At 71.3% G+C, this 17,709-nt stretch carries 18 protein-coding genes; 13 read left to right on the top strand and 5 right to left on the bottom strand.

Annotated elements, in window-relative coordinates; all coding sequences use genetic code 11:
• The first annotated feature begins 86 nt into the window (after nucleotides 1-86).
• From M5362_RS25210 to M5362_RS25190, 5 genes are all read left to right on the top strand, one after another.
• Nucleotides 87-902 carry a phosphatase gene (locus tag M5362_RS25210; protein WP_260230013.1) on the top strand — a complete coding sequence of 272 codons (816 nt, stop codon included), beginning with the start codon at nucleotides 87-89 and terminating at the stop codon, nucleotides 900-902.
• A 128-nt stretch (nucleotides 903-1,030) separates the two neighbouring features.
• Nucleotides 1,031-1,240, top strand: a complete 210-nt coding sequence (locus M5362_RS25205; protein ID WP_158988220.1) for a helix-turn-helix domain-containing protein — start codon at nucleotides 1,031-1,033, stop codon at nucleotides 1,238-1,240.
• A gap of 120 nt (nucleotides 1,241-1,360) precedes the next feature.
• On the top strand, nucleotides 1,361-1,459 hold the full coding sequence (locus M5362_RS25200) for a 30S ribosomal protein bS22 (protein WP_003948845.1): 99 nt from the start codon (nucleotides 1,361-1,363) through the stop codon (nucleotides 1,457-1,459).
• A 194-nt stretch (nucleotides 1,460-1,653) separates the two neighbouring features.
• Nucleotides 1,654-2,694: an NAD-dependent epimerase/dehydratase family protein gene (locus M5362_RS25195; RefSeq protein WP_260230012.1), complete on the top strand. Its 1,041-nt coding sequence runs from the start codon at nucleotides 1,654-1,656 to the stop codon at nucleotides 2,692-2,694.
• Between the two features lie 2 nt (nucleotides 2,695-2,696).
• Nucleotides 2,697-3,767 (top strand): lysophospholipid acyltransferase family protein, encoded by a 1,071-nt coding sequence (locus M5362_RS25190; RefSeq protein ID WP_260230011.1) that lies wholly within the window; start codon nucleotides 2,697-2,699, stop codon nucleotides 3,765-3,767.
• A gap of 60 nt (nucleotides 3,768-3,827) precedes the next feature.
• Here M5362_RS25190 and M5362_RS25185 read toward each other — a convergent pair whose 3' ends face one another.
• From M5362_RS25185 to M5362_RS25175, 3 genes are all read right to left on the bottom strand, one after another.
• Nucleotides 3,828-5,027, bottom strand: a complete 1,200-nt coding sequence (locus M5362_RS25185) for a DUF5667 domain-containing protein (RefSeq protein WP_260230010.1) — start codon at nucleotides 5,025-5,027, stop codon at nucleotides 3,828-3,830.
• Nucleotides 5,028-5,314: 287 nt separating this feature from the next.
• Entirely contained in the window at nucleotides 5,315-6,106 is a 792-nt protein-coding gene (locus M5362_RS25180) for an ECF subfamily RNA polymerase sigma factor, BldN family (protein ID WP_137988687.1), read from the bottom strand.
• A gap of 456 nt (nucleotides 6,107-6,562) precedes the next feature.
• Complete coding sequence (locus M5362_RS25175; protein WP_260230009.1) at nucleotides 6,563-7,513, bottom strand: HAD family phosphatase; 951 nt, start codon at nucleotides 7,511-7,513, stop codon at nucleotides 6,563-6,565.
• A 135-nt stretch (nucleotides 7,514-7,648) separates the two neighbouring features.
• Between M5362_RS25175 and M5362_RS25170 the strand changes: the two genes are divergently transcribed.
• From M5362_RS25170 to hemB, 6 genes are all read left to right on the top strand, one after another.
• The gene (locus M5362_RS25170) at nucleotides 7,649-7,939 is read left to right on the top strand and encodes a glutaredoxin family protein (RefSeq protein ID WP_374214523.1); all 291 of its coding nucleotides are present in this window, start codon (nucleotides 7,649-7,651) and stop codon (nucleotides 7,937-7,939) included.
• A gap of 273 nt (nucleotides 7,940-8,212) precedes the next feature.
• Nucleotides 8,213-9,004 carry a redox-sensing transcriptional repressor Rex gene (locus M5362_RS25165; protein ID WP_260230007.1) on the top strand — a complete coding sequence of 264 codons (792 nt, stop codon included), beginning with the start codon at nucleotides 8,213-8,215 and terminating at the stop codon, nucleotides 9,002-9,004.
• Entirely contained in the window at nucleotides 9,001-10,356 is a 1,356-nt protein-coding gene (locus M5362_RS25160) for a glutamyl-tRNA reductase (protein ID WP_260230006.1), read from the top strand. Before M5362_RS25165 ends, M5362_RS25160 begins: the two co-directional genes overlap by 4 nt.
• Nucleotides 10,353-11,339, top strand: a complete 987-nt coding sequence (gene hemC / locus M5362_RS25155; RefSeq protein ID WP_260230005.1) for a hydroxymethylbilane synthase — start codon at nucleotides 10,353-10,355, stop codon at nucleotides 11,337-11,339. The genes M5362_RS25160 and hemC overlap by 4 nt, the downstream gene beginning before the upstream one ends.
• Nucleotides 11,336-13,006 (top strand): bifunctional uroporphyrinogen-III C-methyltransferase/uroporphyrinogen-III synthase, encoded by a 1,671-nt coding sequence (locus M5362_RS25150; protein WP_260230004.1) that lies wholly within the window; start codon nucleotides 11,336-11,338, stop codon nucleotides 13,004-13,006. Before hemC ends, M5362_RS25150 begins: the two co-directional genes overlap by 4 nt.
• Before the next feature lie 117 nt (nucleotides 13,007-13,123).
• The gene (gene hemB, locus M5362_RS25145; RefSeq protein WP_260230003.1) at nucleotides 13,124-14,125 is read left to right on the top strand and encodes a porphobilinogen synthase; all 1,002 of its coding nucleotides are present in this window, start codon (nucleotides 13,124-13,126) and stop codon (nucleotides 14,123-14,125) included.
• On the opposite strand, the gene M5362_RS25140 is transcribed toward hemB, so the two are convergent.
• On the bottom strand, nucleotides 14,109-14,717 hold the full coding sequence (locus M5362_RS25140) for a hypothetical protein (RefSeq protein ID WP_260230002.1): 609 nt from the start codon (nucleotides 14,715-14,717) through the stop codon (nucleotides 14,109-14,111). The genes hemB and M5362_RS25140 overlap by 17 nt on opposite strands.
• A 306-nt stretch (nucleotides 14,718-15,023) precedes the next feature.
• Between M5362_RS25140 and M5362_RS25135 the strand changes: the two genes are divergently transcribed.
• On the top strand, nucleotides 15,024-15,293 hold the full coding sequence (locus M5362_RS25135) for a DUF1876 domain-containing protein (RefSeq protein ID WP_260230028.1): 270 nt from the start codon (nucleotides 15,024-15,026) through the stop codon (nucleotides 15,291-15,293).
• Nucleotides 15,294-15,302: 9 nt separating this feature from the next.
• On the opposite strand, the gene M5362_RS25130 is transcribed toward M5362_RS25135, so the two are convergent.
• Nucleotides 15,303-16,010, bottom strand: a complete 708-nt coding sequence (locus M5362_RS25130; protein WP_260230001.1) for a DUF4232 domain-containing protein — start codon at nucleotides 16,008-16,010, stop codon at nucleotides 15,303-15,305.
• Between the two features lie 273 nt (nucleotides 16,011-16,283).
• Between M5362_RS25130 and M5362_RS25125 the strand changes: the two genes are divergently transcribed.
• Nucleotides 16,284-17,681, top strand: coding sequence for a helix-turn-helix transcriptional regulator (locus tag M5362_RS25125; protein WP_260230000.1), 1,398 nt, complete (start codon nucleotides 16,284-16,286; stop codon nucleotides 17,679-17,681).
• Nucleotides 17,682-17,709 lie beyond the last annotated feature (28 nt).

The following is a 17,709-nucleotide window of genomic DNA, read 5'->3' as shown; positions in this document are numbered from 1 at the left end:
CCTAGGCCCTGTCGTGGGTTACGCCGACTGTGGGGTCTCCCAAGGGTTTCGGCCCCTCGGCACCCTCCGTCCGGGAGCATCGAGAGGTGCTGAGTACCGGTGCGCTGCGGGCGCATTTGTTGGCGGCGGGGTTGGCTGGGACCGTGGCGACCTCGCGGGAGGAGAGCCTGCGGAGCTATCGGCTCTTCGCGGCGCGGGATCCGCGGGTGATGCTGGGTCTCGACCCCGAATGGGGTTGGGGCGAGGGCGACTTGCTGCGGCTGATGGCGGACAAGTGCGGGGTGTCGGGGGACCCCACGCACCGCTCGGGGCCCGATGTCATCGATCCTGAGCGGACGTTGAGCGCGCTGGACGCGTTCGCCGAGCGGCTCGGCGAGGTCGCGGGGCGGCGGGCTCCGGTGCTGTTCGGGACCGGTCATCCGCATCGTCTGCTCGGCTTCTACGCAGAGCTCGCAGACGCCTTGTCGGCGAGGGGATGTCTTGTTCTCACACCCGCGCAGGGGCGATGTGTCGACATAACGACCCGGTTCGGTCTACGCACGTACCTCCTCGACTACGCGCGGGGTGTCGCGTTGGTGCGAGAACCGGGTCTGCCGGGAACGGGGCGTGAGACGGGGGCGCACACCCACTCGCCGCTGCCGGTCAGGGCCGCTCTGGAGGGGGTCGTGGAGGGCGGCTGGCCGCTTCCGGAACTTGTCGTGGGGGACCACGGCTGGGTCTGCGGGGCAGGTCAGCTGGGTATCGAGGCCATCGGCCTGGCCGATACGGACGATCCCGCGCTGTTCGTCGGAGAGGCGGAGGGTCAGGTCTCCGTGGTCGTCCCGCTTGATGATGGGGTGCGGTCGGACTACTACCGCCCGCTTACTCGCTATGTACTCAATCGAGCGTGTCTGTCACGGTAAACGGCCGATGGCTGCTCCTCTTCCCCACTCGTACCACACGCCCCTAGTCTGGAGCGTGAGCGCACAGCGACGCAGGGTCACCGGAGGGGAAGCCGGTGGGCGTCGTGTGCGGAAGGTACAGGTGGGACATGGCTGCTGGCGATCGGCCTCTGAACGAGGTCAAGTTTCTGACCGTGGCGGAAGTCGCCTCGGTGATGCGAGTGTCGAAGATGACCGTGTACCGCTTGGTGCACAGCGGTCATCTGCCGGCGATTCGGGTGGGGAGGTCCTTCCGGGTCCCGGAACAGGCGGTTCACGAGTACCTCAGGGAGTCTTTTGTGGGGGTGGAGACGGCCTAGCCGGGAGCCCGGCACCCCTCGGATTACAACTGCGGCGCTCTGGCCGGTAGGCTAGGCCGACGTAGGTCGTGTGGGCCCAGACGCCCCGCACCGAGTGAGAAGAAGTGAGCGAGGGTAGTCGTGGGCTCTGTTATCAAGAAGCGGCGCAAGCGGATGGCCAAGAAGAAGCACCGCAAGCTGCTCAAGCGCACCCGCGTTCAGCGTCGCAACAAGAAGTAAGCGACGGCTGTAACGACGGCTGTTTGTGCGTCGAGCGTGGCCCCTCACCGAAATCGGTGAGGGGCCACGCTTTTCTCGGCCGGGTTCCACCCGGTTGCCCACGGCGGTCATCGCATGGCAACGACAAGGCGCTACGGTGGCGCACAGGGCCCTGCGGGAGAACCCGGGGCCGAGAGCGACGGAAGGCGCTGATCTTGGGCAAGGTCGTGCTCGTCACCGGTGCGGCCCGGCATCTCGGAGGCCGATTCGTACGGCGTCTCCAGCGGGATCCCGACGTGGACAGAGTGGTCGCGGTGGACGCGGTTCCGCCGGCGCACGACCTCGGAGGGGCCGACTTCGTACGGGCGGACATCCGCCAGCCCGCCATCGCCAAGGTGCTCGCGGAGCACGAGGTGGACACGGTCGTCCACATGGACGTGACGGGGATCGCGCTGGGCGCCGGCGGCCGTGCGTCCACCAAGGAGACCAACGTCATCGGCACCATGCAGCTGCTCGGTGCCTGCCAGAAATCGCCGCGGATCCGGCGGCTTGTGATCAAGTCCAGTACGAGCGTCTACGGCTCCGCGCCCCGCGACCCGGCCGTCTTCACCGAGACCACCCCGCCGAAGTCGCTGCCGAGCGGCGGTTTCGCCAAGGACGCCGTGGAGGTCGAGGGGTACGTACGGGGCTTCGCGCGTCGCCGTCCGGACGTGGCCGTGTGCGTGCTGCGGTTCGCGAACATCCTCGGGCCGCGGGCGGACTCCCCGCTCGCCGAGTATCTGTCGCTGCCGGTCATGCCGACCGTCTTCGGCTACGACCCGAGGCTGCAGTTCGTGCACGAGGACGATGTCGTCGACGTCCTGGAGCTCGCTTCGGGCGAGCCGCGCCGGGCGACGCTGAACAGCGGCACGTTCAACGTGGCAGGGGACGGCGTGCTGCTGCTCTCGCAGTGCGCGCGGCGGCTGGGGCGGCCCACCGTGCCGGTGCTGCTGCCCGCGGTCACCTGGGTGGGTTCGGCGCTGCGGACGGTGGGTGTCACCGACTTCTCGCCCGAGCAGATCCGGCTCCTCACCCACGGCCGGGTCGTCTCCACGGTCCAGATGCGCGAGACGCTCGGCTTCACCCCTCGGTACACGACGGCCGAGACCTTCGCGGACTTCGTCCGCAGCCGTGGACCGGGGCTGCTGGCGCCGGAGACGCTCGCGGGGGCCGTGGACCGGGTCGCGGCCCGGCTGGATCAGAAGGAGCCCAGGTAACGATGGCGGACGCCAAGGTCATTCCGTTCGACGACGACCGCTCACGGGCGCGCCGGCGGCCCGGGAGGGCGGCCCGGGACGGTGCCGTAAGGGCTCTGCCGGGTCAACAGGGGCACGAGGAGGCTCCGTGGCCGGCCGTGCCGGTGGAGCCCCTGGGGAGCGCCGAGGCCCTGAAGGCCGTGGACGGCGCGGAGGACGGCCCGGGCGGCGCTCCGGAGGCCGGGGGGCGCCGGGGCGGGTGGGAGCGGCGGCTCGCGGGCGGGCTGGCGTTCCTGCGGCGGCGGGTGACCGGTGAGTACGAGGTCGACGAGTTCGGTTACGACAAGGAGCTCACCGACCAGGTCCTGATGTCGCTGGTGCGGCCGCTCGCGGAGAAGTACTTCCGGGTGGACGTGAAGGGCGTGGAGAACATCCCCGCCGAGGGCGGTGCCCTGGTCGTGGCGAACCACTCCGGGACGCTGCCGCTGGACGGTCTGATGATGCAGGTCGCCGTGCACGACAACCATCCGGCGGGCCGTCATCTGCGGCTGCTCGCCGCGGATCTGGTCTTCATGCTGCCGGTCGTCAACGAGTTGGCCCGCAAGGCCGGGCACACGCTGGCGTGCGCGGAGGACGCGGAGCGGCTGCTGAGGGCCGGCGAGATCGTCGGTGTGATGCCGGAGGGCTTCAAGGGCATCGGGAAGCCGTTCAGCGAGCGGTACAAGCTCCAGCGTTTCGGCCGGGGCGGGTTCGTGTCGACGGCGCTGCGGGCCGGGGCGCCGATCGTGCCGTGCTCGATCGTGGGGGCCGAGGAGATCTACCCGATGATCGGCAACGCCAAGACGCTGGCGCGGGTGCTCGGTGTTCCGTACTTCCCGATCACGCCGACGTTCCCCTGGCTGGGGCCGCTGGGCGCGGTGCCGCTGCCGACGAAGTGGACGATCCAGTTCGGCGAGCCGATCGCGACGGACGGCTATCCGCCGGAGGCGGCGGAGGACCCGATGCTGATGTTCAACCTGACGGACCAGGTGCGTGAGCAGATCCAGCACACCCTCTACAAGCTGCTGGTGCAGCGCAGGTCCGTGTTCTTCTGATCGGCCGGTGGTACGACAGTGGGGCGCCCCCTCCTGAGAGGGGGCGCCCCACTGGTCGTCCTACGGGGCGTCCTCGCTGTCGATGCCGAGGCCGGGGAGCAGGCCCGGCAGCAGCGGCGGGAGGGTGACGTCCGGCATCTCCGGGGCCGTCTGGCTGCCCGACGGTGTCGGGAGTGCCCCCGTCGGTGCGTTGTCGAGCAGGCCGCCCGTGTTCCCACCGAGCAGGCCGTCGTCCTCCGGGGAGCCCGTGCCGGAGCCCGAGGGCTGGGGCCGGGTGGAGCCTTCGCCGCCCGTGGAGGGGGCGGCGGGGGAGGACGGCGGGCGCTGGGTGTGCGTACGCGGGGTGTCCTGCGGGGTGCCGGCGCCGCCGCTCTCGACGGCGCCCTTCTCCGGAGTGCGGGGGAGCATGCTCTGGAGCGGCTCGACCTCTTCGTCTATGGCGACGAAGACGTCGTTCACCTCCTTGCCGACGTCGCTGAGCTGGACGGGGAGCCGGTCGCGCAGGCCGTTCCAGGTGGAGCGGTGGGCCTGTGCGAACGAGTTCAGCCGGGCCATCGGGCCGATCTCGCCGTCCCGTTCGTACGCCTGGCGGAGCAGCCGGTGGCCTTCGGAGGCGTCGTGCTTCATGCCGCCGAGGACGCGCCGGATCTCGCCGAGGGACTCGTGGTCGAGGTCGCCCGCGCGGCCTCGCTCCATGAGTCTGCGCGCCTCGCTGAGCCGGGTGGACGCCTGGTCGAGGAAGATCCCGCCCCGCTCGGAGTCGTCGTCGGCCATGCCGCGCTTGATGTCTTCCATGCCGCGCTTCAGCCCGTAGAGCGAGTCACCGGGGAGGGCGTCGGAGCTGGCAGCGGCCACGCCGCTGAAAGCGCCTGCGGCCACACCGACCGTGAGGCCGCCGGCGGCGAGCCCCTTCGTCCAGCGGGAGCGCGGGCGCAGTTTCCGGAGCGGGGAGGCCCGGTGGGCTCCCCGTCCGCTCGATGTCCGTTGCTCCGGCACCGTAGGGCCCGCTGCCGCGCTCCCCTCCAAGAGCATCGCTTCCATGGCGGCGACGAGCTGTGCTCGTTGCACCACCTTGACCTCGGGGTCCATCTCCGGCTTCGGTAGCTCGCCGAGGCCGTTCGCCAGGGCCAACAGCCGCCCCTGTTCGGCCGGTTCGGCCGTCGCCTCGGGCTGCTCGGCCGTCGCGTCGTCGGGCGTCCGGTCATCCAGGGCCTGGGCGAAGGCGTTCGCCCGCCGGTGCGCCGATACGTTCGCGATCACTGGCGGCACCTCCTCTCGTCATGACGGTCGACTCCCCGGGGTGTCCGGAAGGTTGCACACCTTGAACGCATCCACACGAAAGAGTGAGTGGCTGCGGGCATGGCGTGACCACAGGGAGCCTGCATCCCGCACAACGAGCGGCGCGGCACTTGGGTTACGCGCGAAAGATGATCGGACCAGTGCGTCATCGAGGCGTCACCGACTGTGAGTTGGACGGGGGTCGGGGGGCGTGGGGGGAGCGGGCGCGGCGCGGTGGGTGGGGGGCGCGTGTGGGGGGTGCGCAGCGGTCAGCGGGCGTCGTCCGGCAGCAGGCGTGCGAGGGTGCGCACGGCCCGGTACTGGAGGGTCTTGATCGCGCCTTCGTTCTTGCCCATGACCCGGGCCGTCTCGGCGACCGAGAGGCCCTGCAGGAAGCGCAGGGTCACGCACTCCTGCTGCTGGGGGTTGAGCCGGCGGACGGCGTCGAGCAGGGCGGCGTTGGAGAGGGACTCCAGGACGGAGTCCTCGGGGCTGCGCTCGACCTCGTTGGCGTCGAGCATCTCTCCGGTGGTCACCTCCAGCCGGAAGCGGCTGGACTTGAAGTGGTCGGCGACCAGGTTGCGGGCGATGGTGACCAGCCAGGCGCCGAAGTCGCGGCCCTGCCAGGTGAAGGTGGAGATCCGGCGCAGGGCGCGCAGGAACGTCTCACTGGTGAGGTCCTCCGCCGTCGCCTTTCCGCCGACGCGGTAGTAGATGTAGCGGTAGACGGTGTCGCTGTACTGGTCGTACAGGCGGCCGAAGGCCTCGGCCTCACCGGCCTGGGCGCGCTCGACGAGGTCCATCATGCGGGCGCTGTCGCTGTCGGCGGTGGGGCGGCGGGCGGCGGTCGAGGTTCCGGTGCCGCCGCGGCTGCCCCGTCTGCCGACAGCGGCTCCGCTCTCGGCGAGGGCATAGCAGGGACCGGCGGGTGCCGGTGCGGCGAAGGCAAAGGCGGGGACAGGGCCGGCGTACGCGGTGGGGACGAAGCCGCGCAAGTGGTCGAGGACCGTTGCGCGCAGCGTAGCCAGGCCCGAGGCGTCAACCCCGACGTGTGGGTACACGGGACTCCCAGAGGCAGAGCTTCCATCACGTGCAGTGCGGGACCGTTCACTCGCCGTGGCGACGTGTGGGTTCCCTTGTGCGTCTGAGGAGAATAACGCTTCGTACAGGCAGCGCTACACCCAGTTGCTCAAATCATCGATTACGTCGTATCGGTTACTGGTTGCGGACTGGATCAGTCGCAGTTCGTGACCAGTTGTTGATCGGATTGCTTCCGAGTGTGACTGCGCGCACGCTCTGTTGTGCCCGAGTGCCCTGGCGGGGAGTGATCTGGCCCGCTGCTGGGTAGGGAGCCGCGAATGCCCGCGGGTCGACCTGTGCGGTCGTGTTCGACCACGTACGGGTGAGGGGCGTTGGTCCCGGGTTGTCGCAGACGATCGCAGCCGAAACGTATCGGCAGCGTGCGACGCGCCGGGCGCGCCGGGGCGCGCCGCAGGGGCGGCGGCGGCGGTGCAGGGTCAGCGGCGGCGGCGGTGCAGGGCGACGGCCGCGGCCGTGCCGCCCGCAAGCGCGCCCACGCCCGCGGCGGCCGGGATGCCGACCTTGGCGGCCTTGCGGCCCGTCCGGTAGTCGCGCAGCCGCCACTCACGCGCCTTCGCGTGCTTGCGCAGCTTGGTGTCCGGGTTGATGGCGTACGGATGGCCGACCAGCGAGAGCATCGGGATGTCGTTGTGCGAGTCGCTGTAGGCCGCGCAGCGGTTCAGGTCCAGGCCCTCGGCTGCGGCCAGCGCGCGTACGGCCTCCGCCTTGGCGGGGCCGTGCAGAGGCTCGCCGACCAGCTTGCCCGTGTAGACGCCGTCGACGGACTCGGCGACCGTGCCGAGCGCGCCGGTCAGGCCGAGGCGCCGGGCGATGATCGTCGCCGTCTCCACGGGTGCGGCGGTGACGAGCCAGACCTTCTGGCCGGCGTCGAGGTGCGCCTGGGCGAGCGCGCGGGTGCCGGGCCAGATGCGGTCGGCCATGTACTCGTCGTAGATCTCCTCGCCGATGGACATCAGCTCGGAGACGCGGTGCCCCTTGACGATGGACAGGGCGCTGTCGCGGGCGTCCTGCATGTGCTCCGGGTCCTCGACGCCGGCCAGCCGGAACCAGGCCTGCTGCCAGGCGAAGCGGGCCAGTTCGCGGCGCTGGAAGAACTTCCGCTTGTACAGGCCGCGGCCGAAGTGGAAGATCGCGGCGCCCTGCATCACGGTGTTGTCGAGGTCGAAGAAGGCCGCGGCCTCGGCGTCGCCCACGACGGGGAACTCGGGCTCGGCGGGCTTCTCGGGCGCGGCGCGAGCGGCCGTCTCCCGTTCCATTTCGAGCTGTTGCGAGGTCTTGCGGGCCGCCTCCGCGGCGGCCTCGCCTGCCAGAACGCTGCGCGCGGTGGCGGAGCGCCTACGGGGGGTGAGCCATCCCATTGCGGCCATGTCGTGAGCATAGCCAGTCTGTTCGGTACTTCCCGACCCGTCGGGATGCCGAGGCGTGAACACTCCGCGACTCTCCTGTTAAGCGGACATTGGGGGCAAGCTGGAGGCAAGGGCCACGGCGTGGCGCGGCGCAGAATGGACGGCATGTTTGGACGAGCGAAGAAGAACGAGCCCGCCGCTCCCGCCGCGGCGCGGACGGTGACGCTGATCGGCAAGCCGGGCTGTCATCTCTGCGACGACGCCCGGGCCGTGATCGAGGCGGTCTGCGCCGAGACCGGAGCGAGCTGGGAGGAGAAGGACATCACCCAGGACGAGGAGCTCCACCGGGCGTACTGGGAGCAGATCCCGGTGGTCCTGGTCGACGGCGAGCAGCACACGTTCTGGCGTGTGGACGCCGGGCGGCTGAGGCGCGAACTGGGTGGCTGACACGGAAGGCGGCTACCATCGTGGACGTTTTGTTGGGTTTCGGGGGCGTGATCGTGAGGAGAGTGTGCGGTTTTGCCCCCTTCGGGTTCCCAACGGGCTGACGTGCTGCTTGGTTCCGTCCTGACGCGAACCAGTCGCGTGACCCCGGTCACTTTGGCCGGACAAAACGGACACCATCTTTGTGCACGCGTTCACAAAGACATAGCCTGCATTCGACGGGGCGGTCTTGGGACACACGGCCGCCTGCAGCCCCGCTCATCCCGCAGGAGCACCGTGGCAACTGGCCGAACTCACCGACCGGCGACCCGTAGCCGAGGAATTCCCGAGGCCACCGTCGCCCGGCTTCCGCTGTATCTGCGTGCGCTCACCGCACTGTCGGAGCGCTCCGTACCCACGGTCTCCTCCGAGGAGCTCGCGGCCGCCGCGGGCGTCAACTCCGCGAAGCTGCGCAAGGACTTCAGCTACCTGGGCTCGTACGGTACGCGTGGCGTCGGCTACGACGTCGAGTACCTCGTCTACCAGATCTCCCGTGAGCTCGGTCTGACGCAGGACTGGCCCGTCGTCATCGTCGGTATCGGTAACCTCGGCGCCGCGCTCGCCGGCTACGGCGGCTTCGCCTCCCGTGGGTTCCGTGTCGCCGCCCTGATCGACGCCGACCCCGCCATGACCGGCAAGCCGGTCGCCGGGATCCCCGTCCAGCACAGCGACGACCTCGAGAAGATCATCGAGGAGGACGGCGTCTCCATCGGCGTCATCGCGACCCCGGCCGGCGTCGCCCAGCAGGTCTGCGACCGGCTCGTGGCCGCCGGAGTCACCTCCATCCTGAACTTCGCCCCGACCGTGCTCTCCGTGCCCGACGGCGTGGACGTGCGCAAGGTCGACCTCTCCATCGAGCTGCAGATCCTCGCCTTCCACGAGCAGCGCAAGGCCGGCGAGGAGGCCGAGTCCGAGGCCGCCGCCGTGCAGGCGCCGCCCGTGCCCCTCGGCTCGGCGGGCGAGGCCCCGGCCAAGGGCACCGGCCGCAAGGGACCCGACGGGGACGTCCCCGCCGTGATGCCGGCATGAGTCTCCTCGTCGTCGGCCTCAGCCACCGCAGCGCCCCGGTCAGCGTCCTGGAGCGGGCCTCGCTCGCCACGGACACCCAGGCCAAGCTGCTGCAGGACACCCTCGCCGCCGAACCGGCCGCCGAGGGTGCCGTCCTGGCCACCTGCAACCGCATCGAGCTCTACGCCGACGTGGACAAGTTCCACGCCGGTGTCGCCGAGCTGTCCACGCTCCTGGCCCAGCACAGCGGCGTCGGGCTCGAGGAGCTCACCCCTTATCTCTACGTGCACTACGAGGACCGGGCCGTCCACCACCTCTTCTCGGTGGCCTGCGGGCTCGACTCCATGGTCGTCGGCGAGGGCCAGATCCTCGGCCAGATCAAGGACGCCCTCGCCCTCGGCCAGGACCTGCACACCGCGGGCCGGCTCCTCAACGACCTGTTCCAGCAGGCGCTGCGGGTCGGCAAGCGCGCCCACAGCGAGACCGGGATCGACCGGGCCGGGCAGTCGCTCGTCACCTTCGGTCTTGAGCAGCTCGCCGACGGCGCGGACGTGAACGCCTGGGCCGCGGGCAAGCGCGCCCTGGTGATCGGCGCCGGCTCGATGTCCTCGCTGGCCGCCGCCACGCTCGCGCGCTCCGGCGTCTGCGAGATCGTGATCGCCAACCGTACGGCCGCCCGGGCCGAGCGGCTGGTCCAGATCCTCACGGAGCCCGGCGGCACGGGCGTCGCCGCGCGCGCGGTCGAGATGGTTGCCGTCGGCGACGAACTGACACGTGCCGACATCGTCGTGTCCTGCACCGGAGCCACCGGACTCGTCCTGACCGCCGAGGCCGTCGAGACCGCGACGGCCGGCCGTGCGGCCCCGCTCGCCCTGCTCGACCTCGCCATGCCCCGCGACATCGACGCCGCCGCCCACCGCATCCCGGGCGTCCGGCTCGTCGACATCGAGTCGCTCGCCGAGGCCTCCGCGGACGCCCCGATGGCCGCCGACGTCGACCAGGTGCGCTCCATCGTCTCCGACGAGGTGGCCGCCTTCGGCGCCGCCCAGCGCGCCGCGCACATCACCCCGACCGTGGTCGCCCTGCGCACCATGGCCGCCGATGTCGTCGCGGGCGAGGTGGCCCGGCTCGAAGGCCGGCTGCCCGGCCTGGACGACAAGCAGCGCGCCGAGATCACCCAGACCGTACGCCGGGTGGTCGACAAGCTCCTGCACGCGCCCACCGTGCGGGTCAAGCAGCTGGCCAGCGAGCCCGGCGGCGCCGGGTACGCCGACGCGCTGCGGACACTCTTCGACCTCGACCCGGAGACGGTCGCCTCCGTCTCCCGGGCCGACCTGAATGACGCCGACGTCAAGAACCGAGGGCGAGTATGACCGAGAGGGCACTGAGGCTCGGGACCAGGCGCAGCAAGCTCGCCATGGCCCAGTCCGGGCACGTGGCCGACGCCGTCCGGCGGATGACCGGCCGGCCCGTCGAGCTCGTGGAGATCACGACGTACGGGGACGTCTCCCGTGAGCACCTCGCGCAGATCGGCGGCACGGGCGTGTTCGTCGCCGCCCTGCGCGACGCGCTCCTGGCCGGCGAGGTGGACTTCGCCGTCCACTCCCTGAAGGACCTGCCGACCGCCCAGCACCCGGACCTGGTGCTGGCCGCCATCCCGGACCGTGAGGACCCGCGCGACGTGCTGGTCGCCCGCGAGGGACTGACGCTCGACCGGCTGCCCGAGGGCGCCCGGATCGGCACCGGTTCGCCGCGCAGGACGGCCCAGCTCAACGCGTACGCGCGCAGCCACGGGCTGACCATCCAGACCGTGCCGATCCGGGGGAACATCGACACCCGCGTCGGCTACGTACGAAGCGGGGAGCTGGACGCGGTGGTTCTCGCCGCGGCCGGTCTCAACCGCATCGGCGGGACGGCGGAGCTCACCGGCTCCCTGTCGCTCGACCACCTGTCGGTCGACTCCGTCCTGCCCGCCCCCGGCCAGGGGGCACTGGCGATCGAGTGTCTGGCGTCCGACGCCGACCTCGTCGCCGCGCTCGCCGAGCTCGACGACCCGCACACCCGGGCCGCCGTGACCGCCGAGCGCTCCCTGCTCGCCGCCCTGGAGGCCGGCTGCTCCGCACCCGTGGGTGCGCTGGCCGACCTGCTGGCCGAGGATTCCGGCCGCGGGCAGATTGTCACCGAAATGCGCCTGCGCGGCGTCGTCGGCACCACCGACGGCTCGACGCTGGTGCAGCTGTCCACCACCGGTCCCGTACCCGCGTCGCACGACGAGGCGATGGCGCTCGGACGCGAACTCGCGGACGAGATGCTCGCCAAGGGTGCGGCCGGTCTTATGGGGGAGCGAGCACTTTGAGCCCCACCAGCCCGACCACCAGCCCCGCGCCCTCGGCCTTCTTCGGCCACGGGAGCGTCACCTTCCTAGGCGCCGGCCCAGGCGACCCCGGACTGCTGACGCTCCGGGCCGTCGAAGCCCTCGCCGGCGCGGACGTACTGATCGCCGAGCCGGAGGTGCTCGAAGTCGTCCGGTGCCATGCGCGCGCGGGCGTGAGCACGCCTGAGCTGACGGTCGTTGACGAGGCGTCAACAACCGCCGGTGTCCCCGTGTTGAGGGATGCGACCAATCTTGTCATGGAGGCCGCGAGGGGCGGCAAGCGGGTCGTCCGTGCGGTGACCGGCGACCCCGGCCTCGACGGAAACGCAGGTCAGGAGATGCTCGCCTGCGCATCCGAGGGCATTCCCTTCGAGGTCGTGCCCGGTGTGGCGACGGCGGTGGGCGTGCCCGCGTACGCCGGTGTCCCGCTGCGTGACGCGCAGGGCACCGATGTGCGCTTCGTCGACGCCCGTACCGCCGACGACCGCTGCTGGACCGAGGTCGGCGCCTCGGACGGCACCGTGGTCGTCTCCACCACGCTCGACGCGGTGGCGGCGGCGGCCGGTGAACTGGTGGCGGCAGGCCGTAAGCCGGACACCCCCCTCACCGTGACCATCGGCGGCACGACGACCCGGCAGCGGACCTGGACCGCGACGCTCGGCACCATCGCCCAGGTCTTCAAGCAGGGGAAGATCCTCCCCTCGCCCGAGGGCCACCGTCCGGTCATAGCCGTGGTCGGCGAGCGCAGCGCCCCGGCGCAGCGGGACCAGCTGGCGTGGTTCGAGTCCAAGCCGCTCTTCGGCTGGCGGGTGCTCGTGCCGCGCACCAAGGAGCAGGCCGCGTCGCTCTCCGACCAGCTGCGCAGCTACGGTGCCGTGCCGCACGAGGTGCCGACGATCGCGGTCGAGCCGCCGCGGACGCCGCAGCAGATGGAGCGTGCGGTCAAGGGTCTGGTGACCGGCCGCTACGAGTGGATCGCCTTCACGTCGGTCAACGCGGTGAAGGCGGTGCGGGAGAAGTTCGAGGAGTACGGGCTCGACGCCCGGGCCTTCGCCGGGATCAAGGTCGCGGCGGTGGGCGAGCAGACGGCCGCGGCGCTGGTCGACTTCGGCGTGAAGCCGGATCTGGTGCCGAGCGGTGAGCAGTCGGCCGCGGGTCTCCTGGAGGACTGGCCGCCGTACGACCCGGTCTTCGACCCGATCGACCGCGTCTTCCTGCCGCGGGCGGACATCGCGACGGAGACGCTGGTCGCGGGGCTGATCGAGCTCGGGTGGGAGGTCGACGACGTCACCGCCTACCGGACGGTGCGCGCGTCGCCGCCGCCGGCGGACACGCGCGAGGCGATCAAGGGCGGTGGCTTCGACGCGGTGCTGTTCACGTCTTCGTCGACGGTACGGAACCTGGTGGGGATCGCAGGGAAGCCGCACAACGTGACGGTCATCGCCTGTATCGGTCCGGCGACCGCGAAGACGGCGGAGGAGCACGGGCTGCGGGTCGACGTCCTGTCGCCCGAGCCGTCGGTGCACAAGCTCGCGGAGGCGCTGGCGGACTTCGGTCTGCGGCGGCGGGCGGCGGCGCTGGAGGCGGGCGACCCCGTGACGCGGCCGAGCGAGCGGCGGCCGGGGGCGCGGAGGCGTCGGACGACCTAGCCACCGGCACGTGGACATGGGCACGGGGTGCGGGACCTTCTCTGGGTCCCGCACCCCGTGCGCATACCCACAGGAGGTCGGTAAAGGCATGGCCCGGGCGGGCGTAGCCTCGGGTCTATGAACTCGTACGGAACCTTTCCCGGGGCGCGGCCGCGGCGGCTGCGGACGACTCCTGCCATGCGGCGGATGGTGGCCGAGACGCGGCTGAGCCCGGCCGATCTGATCCTTCCCGCGTTCGTGCGCGAGGGGATCGGCGAGCCCCGGCCGATCACGGCGATGCCCGGTGTGGTGCAGCATTCGCGGGACACCCTGCGGAAGGCCGCCGTGGAGGCGCTGGAGGCCGGGGTCTCCGGGATCATGCTCTTCGGTGTGCCTGAGGACGAGAAGAAGGACGCCGCCGGGACGGCTGGCACGGACCCGGACGGGATCCTGCAGGTCGCGATCAGGGACGTGAAGGCGGAGGTCGGCGACGACCTCGTCATCATGTCGGACCTGTGCCTGGACGAGTACACCGACCACGGGCACTGCGGCGTCCTGGACGAGAGCGGGCGCGTCGACAACGACGCCACGCTGGAACGCTACGCCGAGATGGCCCAGGTCCAGGCCGACGCCGGCGTCCACGTCGTCGGGCCGTCCGGGATGATGGACGGTCAGGTCGGGGTGATCCGCGACGCGCTGGACACCATCGGCAAGGAGGACGTGTCGATCCTCGCGTACACCGCCAAGTACTCCTCCGCCTTCTACGGCCCCTTCCGCGAGGCCGTCGGCTCGTCCCTGCGGGGCGACCGCAAGACGTATCAGCAGGATCCGGCCAACCTCCGTGAGTCGCTGCGGGAGCTGGCGCTGGACCTGGAGGAGGGCGCCGACATGGTGATGGTGAAGCCCGCGGGTCCCTATCTGGACGTGCTGGCGAAGGTCGCCGAGGCCGTGGACGTGCCCGTCGCCGCGTACCAGATCAGTGGTGAGTACGCGATGGTCGAAGCCGCGGCCGAGAAGGGCTGGATCGACCGCGACAAGGCCATCTTCGAGACGCTGACGGGGATCAGGCGCGCGGGTGCGCAGATGATCCTTACCTACTGGGCCACCGAGGTCGCCCAGAAGCTCAGCCGCGGGGTCTGACGGCTTCTCGTACGGCTTCCCGTGCGGCATCTCGTACGGCTTCTCGTGCGGCAGTCCGTACGAGTCCTCGATGGGGACGGAACCGCAGGACGGTCCCGTCCCCGTCGTCTTCGTGTGCCGTCAGGACGTGGACGCGTCTGCCGTCCTCGTCGCGGTGGAAGTACTGGGCGACGCCGTCCTCCGCCGCGGTCGTGCCGAGGCTGCGGACGGGTGCGTCCCGGAGGACGACCGTGCGCTCGTGGCGGTAGCGGCCGGGCGGGCCGACCGTGATCAGCGCCTGGACGGCGTCGGCGATGTCCCGTCGGCCGGCGGGGTCGGCGGCGAAGGCGAGATGGGCTTCGGGGCTCGCCCACTGGGCGATGTTGAGGATCGTGCGGCCGTCGGAGCCGGCCAGGCAGTAGCGGGAGAGGAAGGTCTCCGGCAGCCGGGCGCGCGCCCAGGCGTCGACCACACCGTCCATCACGGTCCGCTGCCGCTCCGCGTCCTCCGTCCGCCACTCGGAGATCATGACGAGGCCGGCGTCCGGCCGTCCGAGGACGGGGAGCGCGTCGGTCTCCACGAGCCCCGCATCACCAGCTAATTCGTTAGTCATGACTAACAGTTTGCCGGGCCGCCACCGAACGCGCAAATCATTTGACGCACAGTGAGCACCTCGGCCGGTCGCGACAGGCCGTCCGCCGCGTGTTCCGCGGCGACCGGCCGGTCCGGAAGAGCCCGACGGGGCTCGAAGAGTTCCCCGCTGACGCCCTGCGCCTCGGATGTGGCCGGAAGTCGGGGAAAGCCGACCGGTTCACCGCCCGGCTGGGGACGCCGGCCGGGCAGGCCGGTCAGCAGACCGAGGTGGTAAGGAGGGCCCGGGCGGCGCACCCTGGAAGTACCTCAGGAGGTGGTCCTCATGATGCACACGCTCGTCGGATGGCACATCGAGATGGAGTTCCAGGAGGACGGCGACCGGACGAGGGCGGCCGCCATGGTGCGCCTCAGCGACGGCACCGAGTTCCGAGCCCAGGGCAACGCCCACAGGCACCCGTCCGACCCCGAGCAGCTACGGGTGGGCGAGGAGATCGCGGGCGCCCGCGCCCTCATGGATCTCGCCTCGCAGATGCTCCAGAAGGCACACACCGAGATCGACGAGGTATCCGGAAGGACCTCCCGCCCGCTCCGCTGACCGGCGGTCTCAGAAGGTCAGCGCCTGGTCCATCTCGCGCTGCCAGTACGTGACCCTGGCGTCGTCGTCGGCGTACGTGCCGCTCGGCGCCACCAGCGTCGCGCCGCTGCCCACCGAGCCGCCCGAGCCGTCGCCCGGGGCGAAGTGGACGGACACCTTCCGCACGGTCCGGCCGTGCGCCTCGGGGTCGCCGCCCCGCTCGCCGGAGAGCGTGACGGAGGCGTAGGCGGACTCGCCGGGGGAGAGGGTGACGACGGCCTGCGGGCGGGACTCGTCGAAGACGCCGATGGGCGCCTGGGCGTCGTCGAAACCGACGAACGGCGCGCCGTAGGCGTTGCAGGCGCGGCTGCCGGTGTTGGTCACGGTCAGGAGAAGGTGGTTGATGGGGCGGGTCACCTTGCTCACGACGACCTTGGTCGTGGCGCCGGTGCAGGGCGTGCTGACCGGGCCGTCGTCCTCCGCGCCGGCCTTGGGCTTTCCCCCCGGCTCCGACGACTGACCGGACGACCCGTTCGCGGACGAGCCTCCCGAGGGTCGCTCGGTGGACGGCTGGGCGGACGGCTTCGCCGCCGGTTCCTGCTTGGCCGAAGGCGTCGCCGTCGACGGCTTAGGGGCGGAGGCGGCGGGCTCGCCGCCGTTCCCCTGGCAGGCGGTGAGCGACAGCGCCGCGAGCAGGGCGGTGGCGGCGGTCGTGGTGACGCGAGTGGTGATGCGCATGGGTGTTCCCCCGTGAAGTGTGATGAATGGCCCGATCAGTGACGGTTGATCAGCGCGACGACGATGACGGTGCAGGCGATCAGCACCGCGAGGGCCACGGCGTCCGTGGCTCGGCTGCTCGGCATGGCTCATACCCTGCGGCCCCGGGCGGTCCGTCGGCAATCGGCACGGGACAATGGGGGACGCTGGAACGCACGCACCTACCGTGACCTGGGGGAACGACCCTTCCCTGGAACGCGTTCCTGGGACGGCGAGACGAGGGGGACGGGGCAGGTGGCAACGGAGACGGACGGTTTCGCGGAGCTCGTACGCGGACTGAAGGAGCGATCCGGGCTCAGCTACGGGGCGTTGGCCAAGAAGCTGCACATGAGCACGTCGACGCTGCACCGGTACTGCAACGGGGACGCCGTCCCCACGGAGTTCGCGCCCGTCGAACGGCTGGGGAGGCTCTGCGGGGCCACGCGCGAGGAACTGATCGCCCTGCACCGCAGCTGGATCGTGGCCGACGACGCCAGGAGGCGGCGAGCGGTACCGGAGTCGGCTGCTCCGGCTGCTCCGGTGGTGGCTGATGGAGCGGCTGATGTCCCTGCGGTGTCTTCAGCCTCTGAGGGGGCCGCTGTTGCGGCGGTGGAGCCCGTCGAGCCCGTAGAGACCGTCGAGTCGGGCAAGCCCGCCGAGACCGTCGAGTCGGAGACGGGCCCCACCGACCGGTCGGAGACCGTCGTCACCGTCGGAGCGTCCTCCCCCGCCGCCCCCCGCTCCCGTAAGCGGCTGCGGATGGTTCTCGCCGCGGCCGCCGTCGTCGCGCTCGCCGTGCCCCTGGCCTACGGCATCGGCCGGTCGGTTTCCGGAGACCCCGCGGGTGACCGGAGCAAGGGCGGGCGTGCCGCGGCCGGTCCCTCCGAGGTGCCCGGTGTGATCGTGTCTCCCAGCGGCTCGCCGTCCACCACGTCCCCGTCCGCCTCCACACCCCCCGCCTCCGCCAAGCCCTCGGGCGGGTCCGCGACTCCGAGCCGTACGAAGGAGACCGCGGCGCCCGGCGGCGGGGCGGCCGGAACGCCCCTGCGCGCCGGCATCAGCTCGTACAACTGGTCGGGGCCCTGCGGGCAGTACTACCTGCTCGACCGGCGGCCCGAGCAGGTCCCGCCGCCGCCCGCGCCGCAGGAGTCCCGCCGCTGGGCGGCGCCGTTCGACGGGGTCGACGCCGGTCACATGTACCTGGAGCTCACGGCCACCGGTCGCACCGACGCCGCCGTGGTCATCACCGGCCTCCATGTACGGGTGGTGGAGCGTGCCGAGCCCCTCGACCGGACGGTCTACTCCATGGGGGAGGGCTGCGGCGGTGGCGTGACGCCGCAGACCTTCGACATCGACCTCGACGCGGCGCGTCCCTCCGCCAAGCCCATCGCGGGCCAGGACGGCGACCGCACGGTGCCCGCCAAGGGCTTCCCGTTCAAGGTGTCCACGAGCGACCCGCAGGTCTTCAACCTCGACGTGCACACCGAGGGGCATGTCGTCGCCTGGTATCTGGAGCTGGAATGGAGCGACGGCGACCGGCACGAGAAGATCGTCATCGACGACGGGGGCAAGCCCTTCCGAACCAGCGCCATGGAGGGCAAGAAGGTCTACGGCTACTGGTACGACAAGAGCGAGTGGGCCGTACTGGAGTGAGCGAAGCCCCGGCACCGTACGGATACGG

The sequence above is a fragment of the Streptomyces sp. Je 1-79 genome (assembly GCF_025195125.1).
Classification (GTDB): domain Bacteria; phylum Actinomycetota; class Actinomycetes; order Streptomycetales; family Streptomycetaceae; genus Streptomyces.
This window is presented reverse-complemented; position numbering and strand designations above follow the sequence as displayed.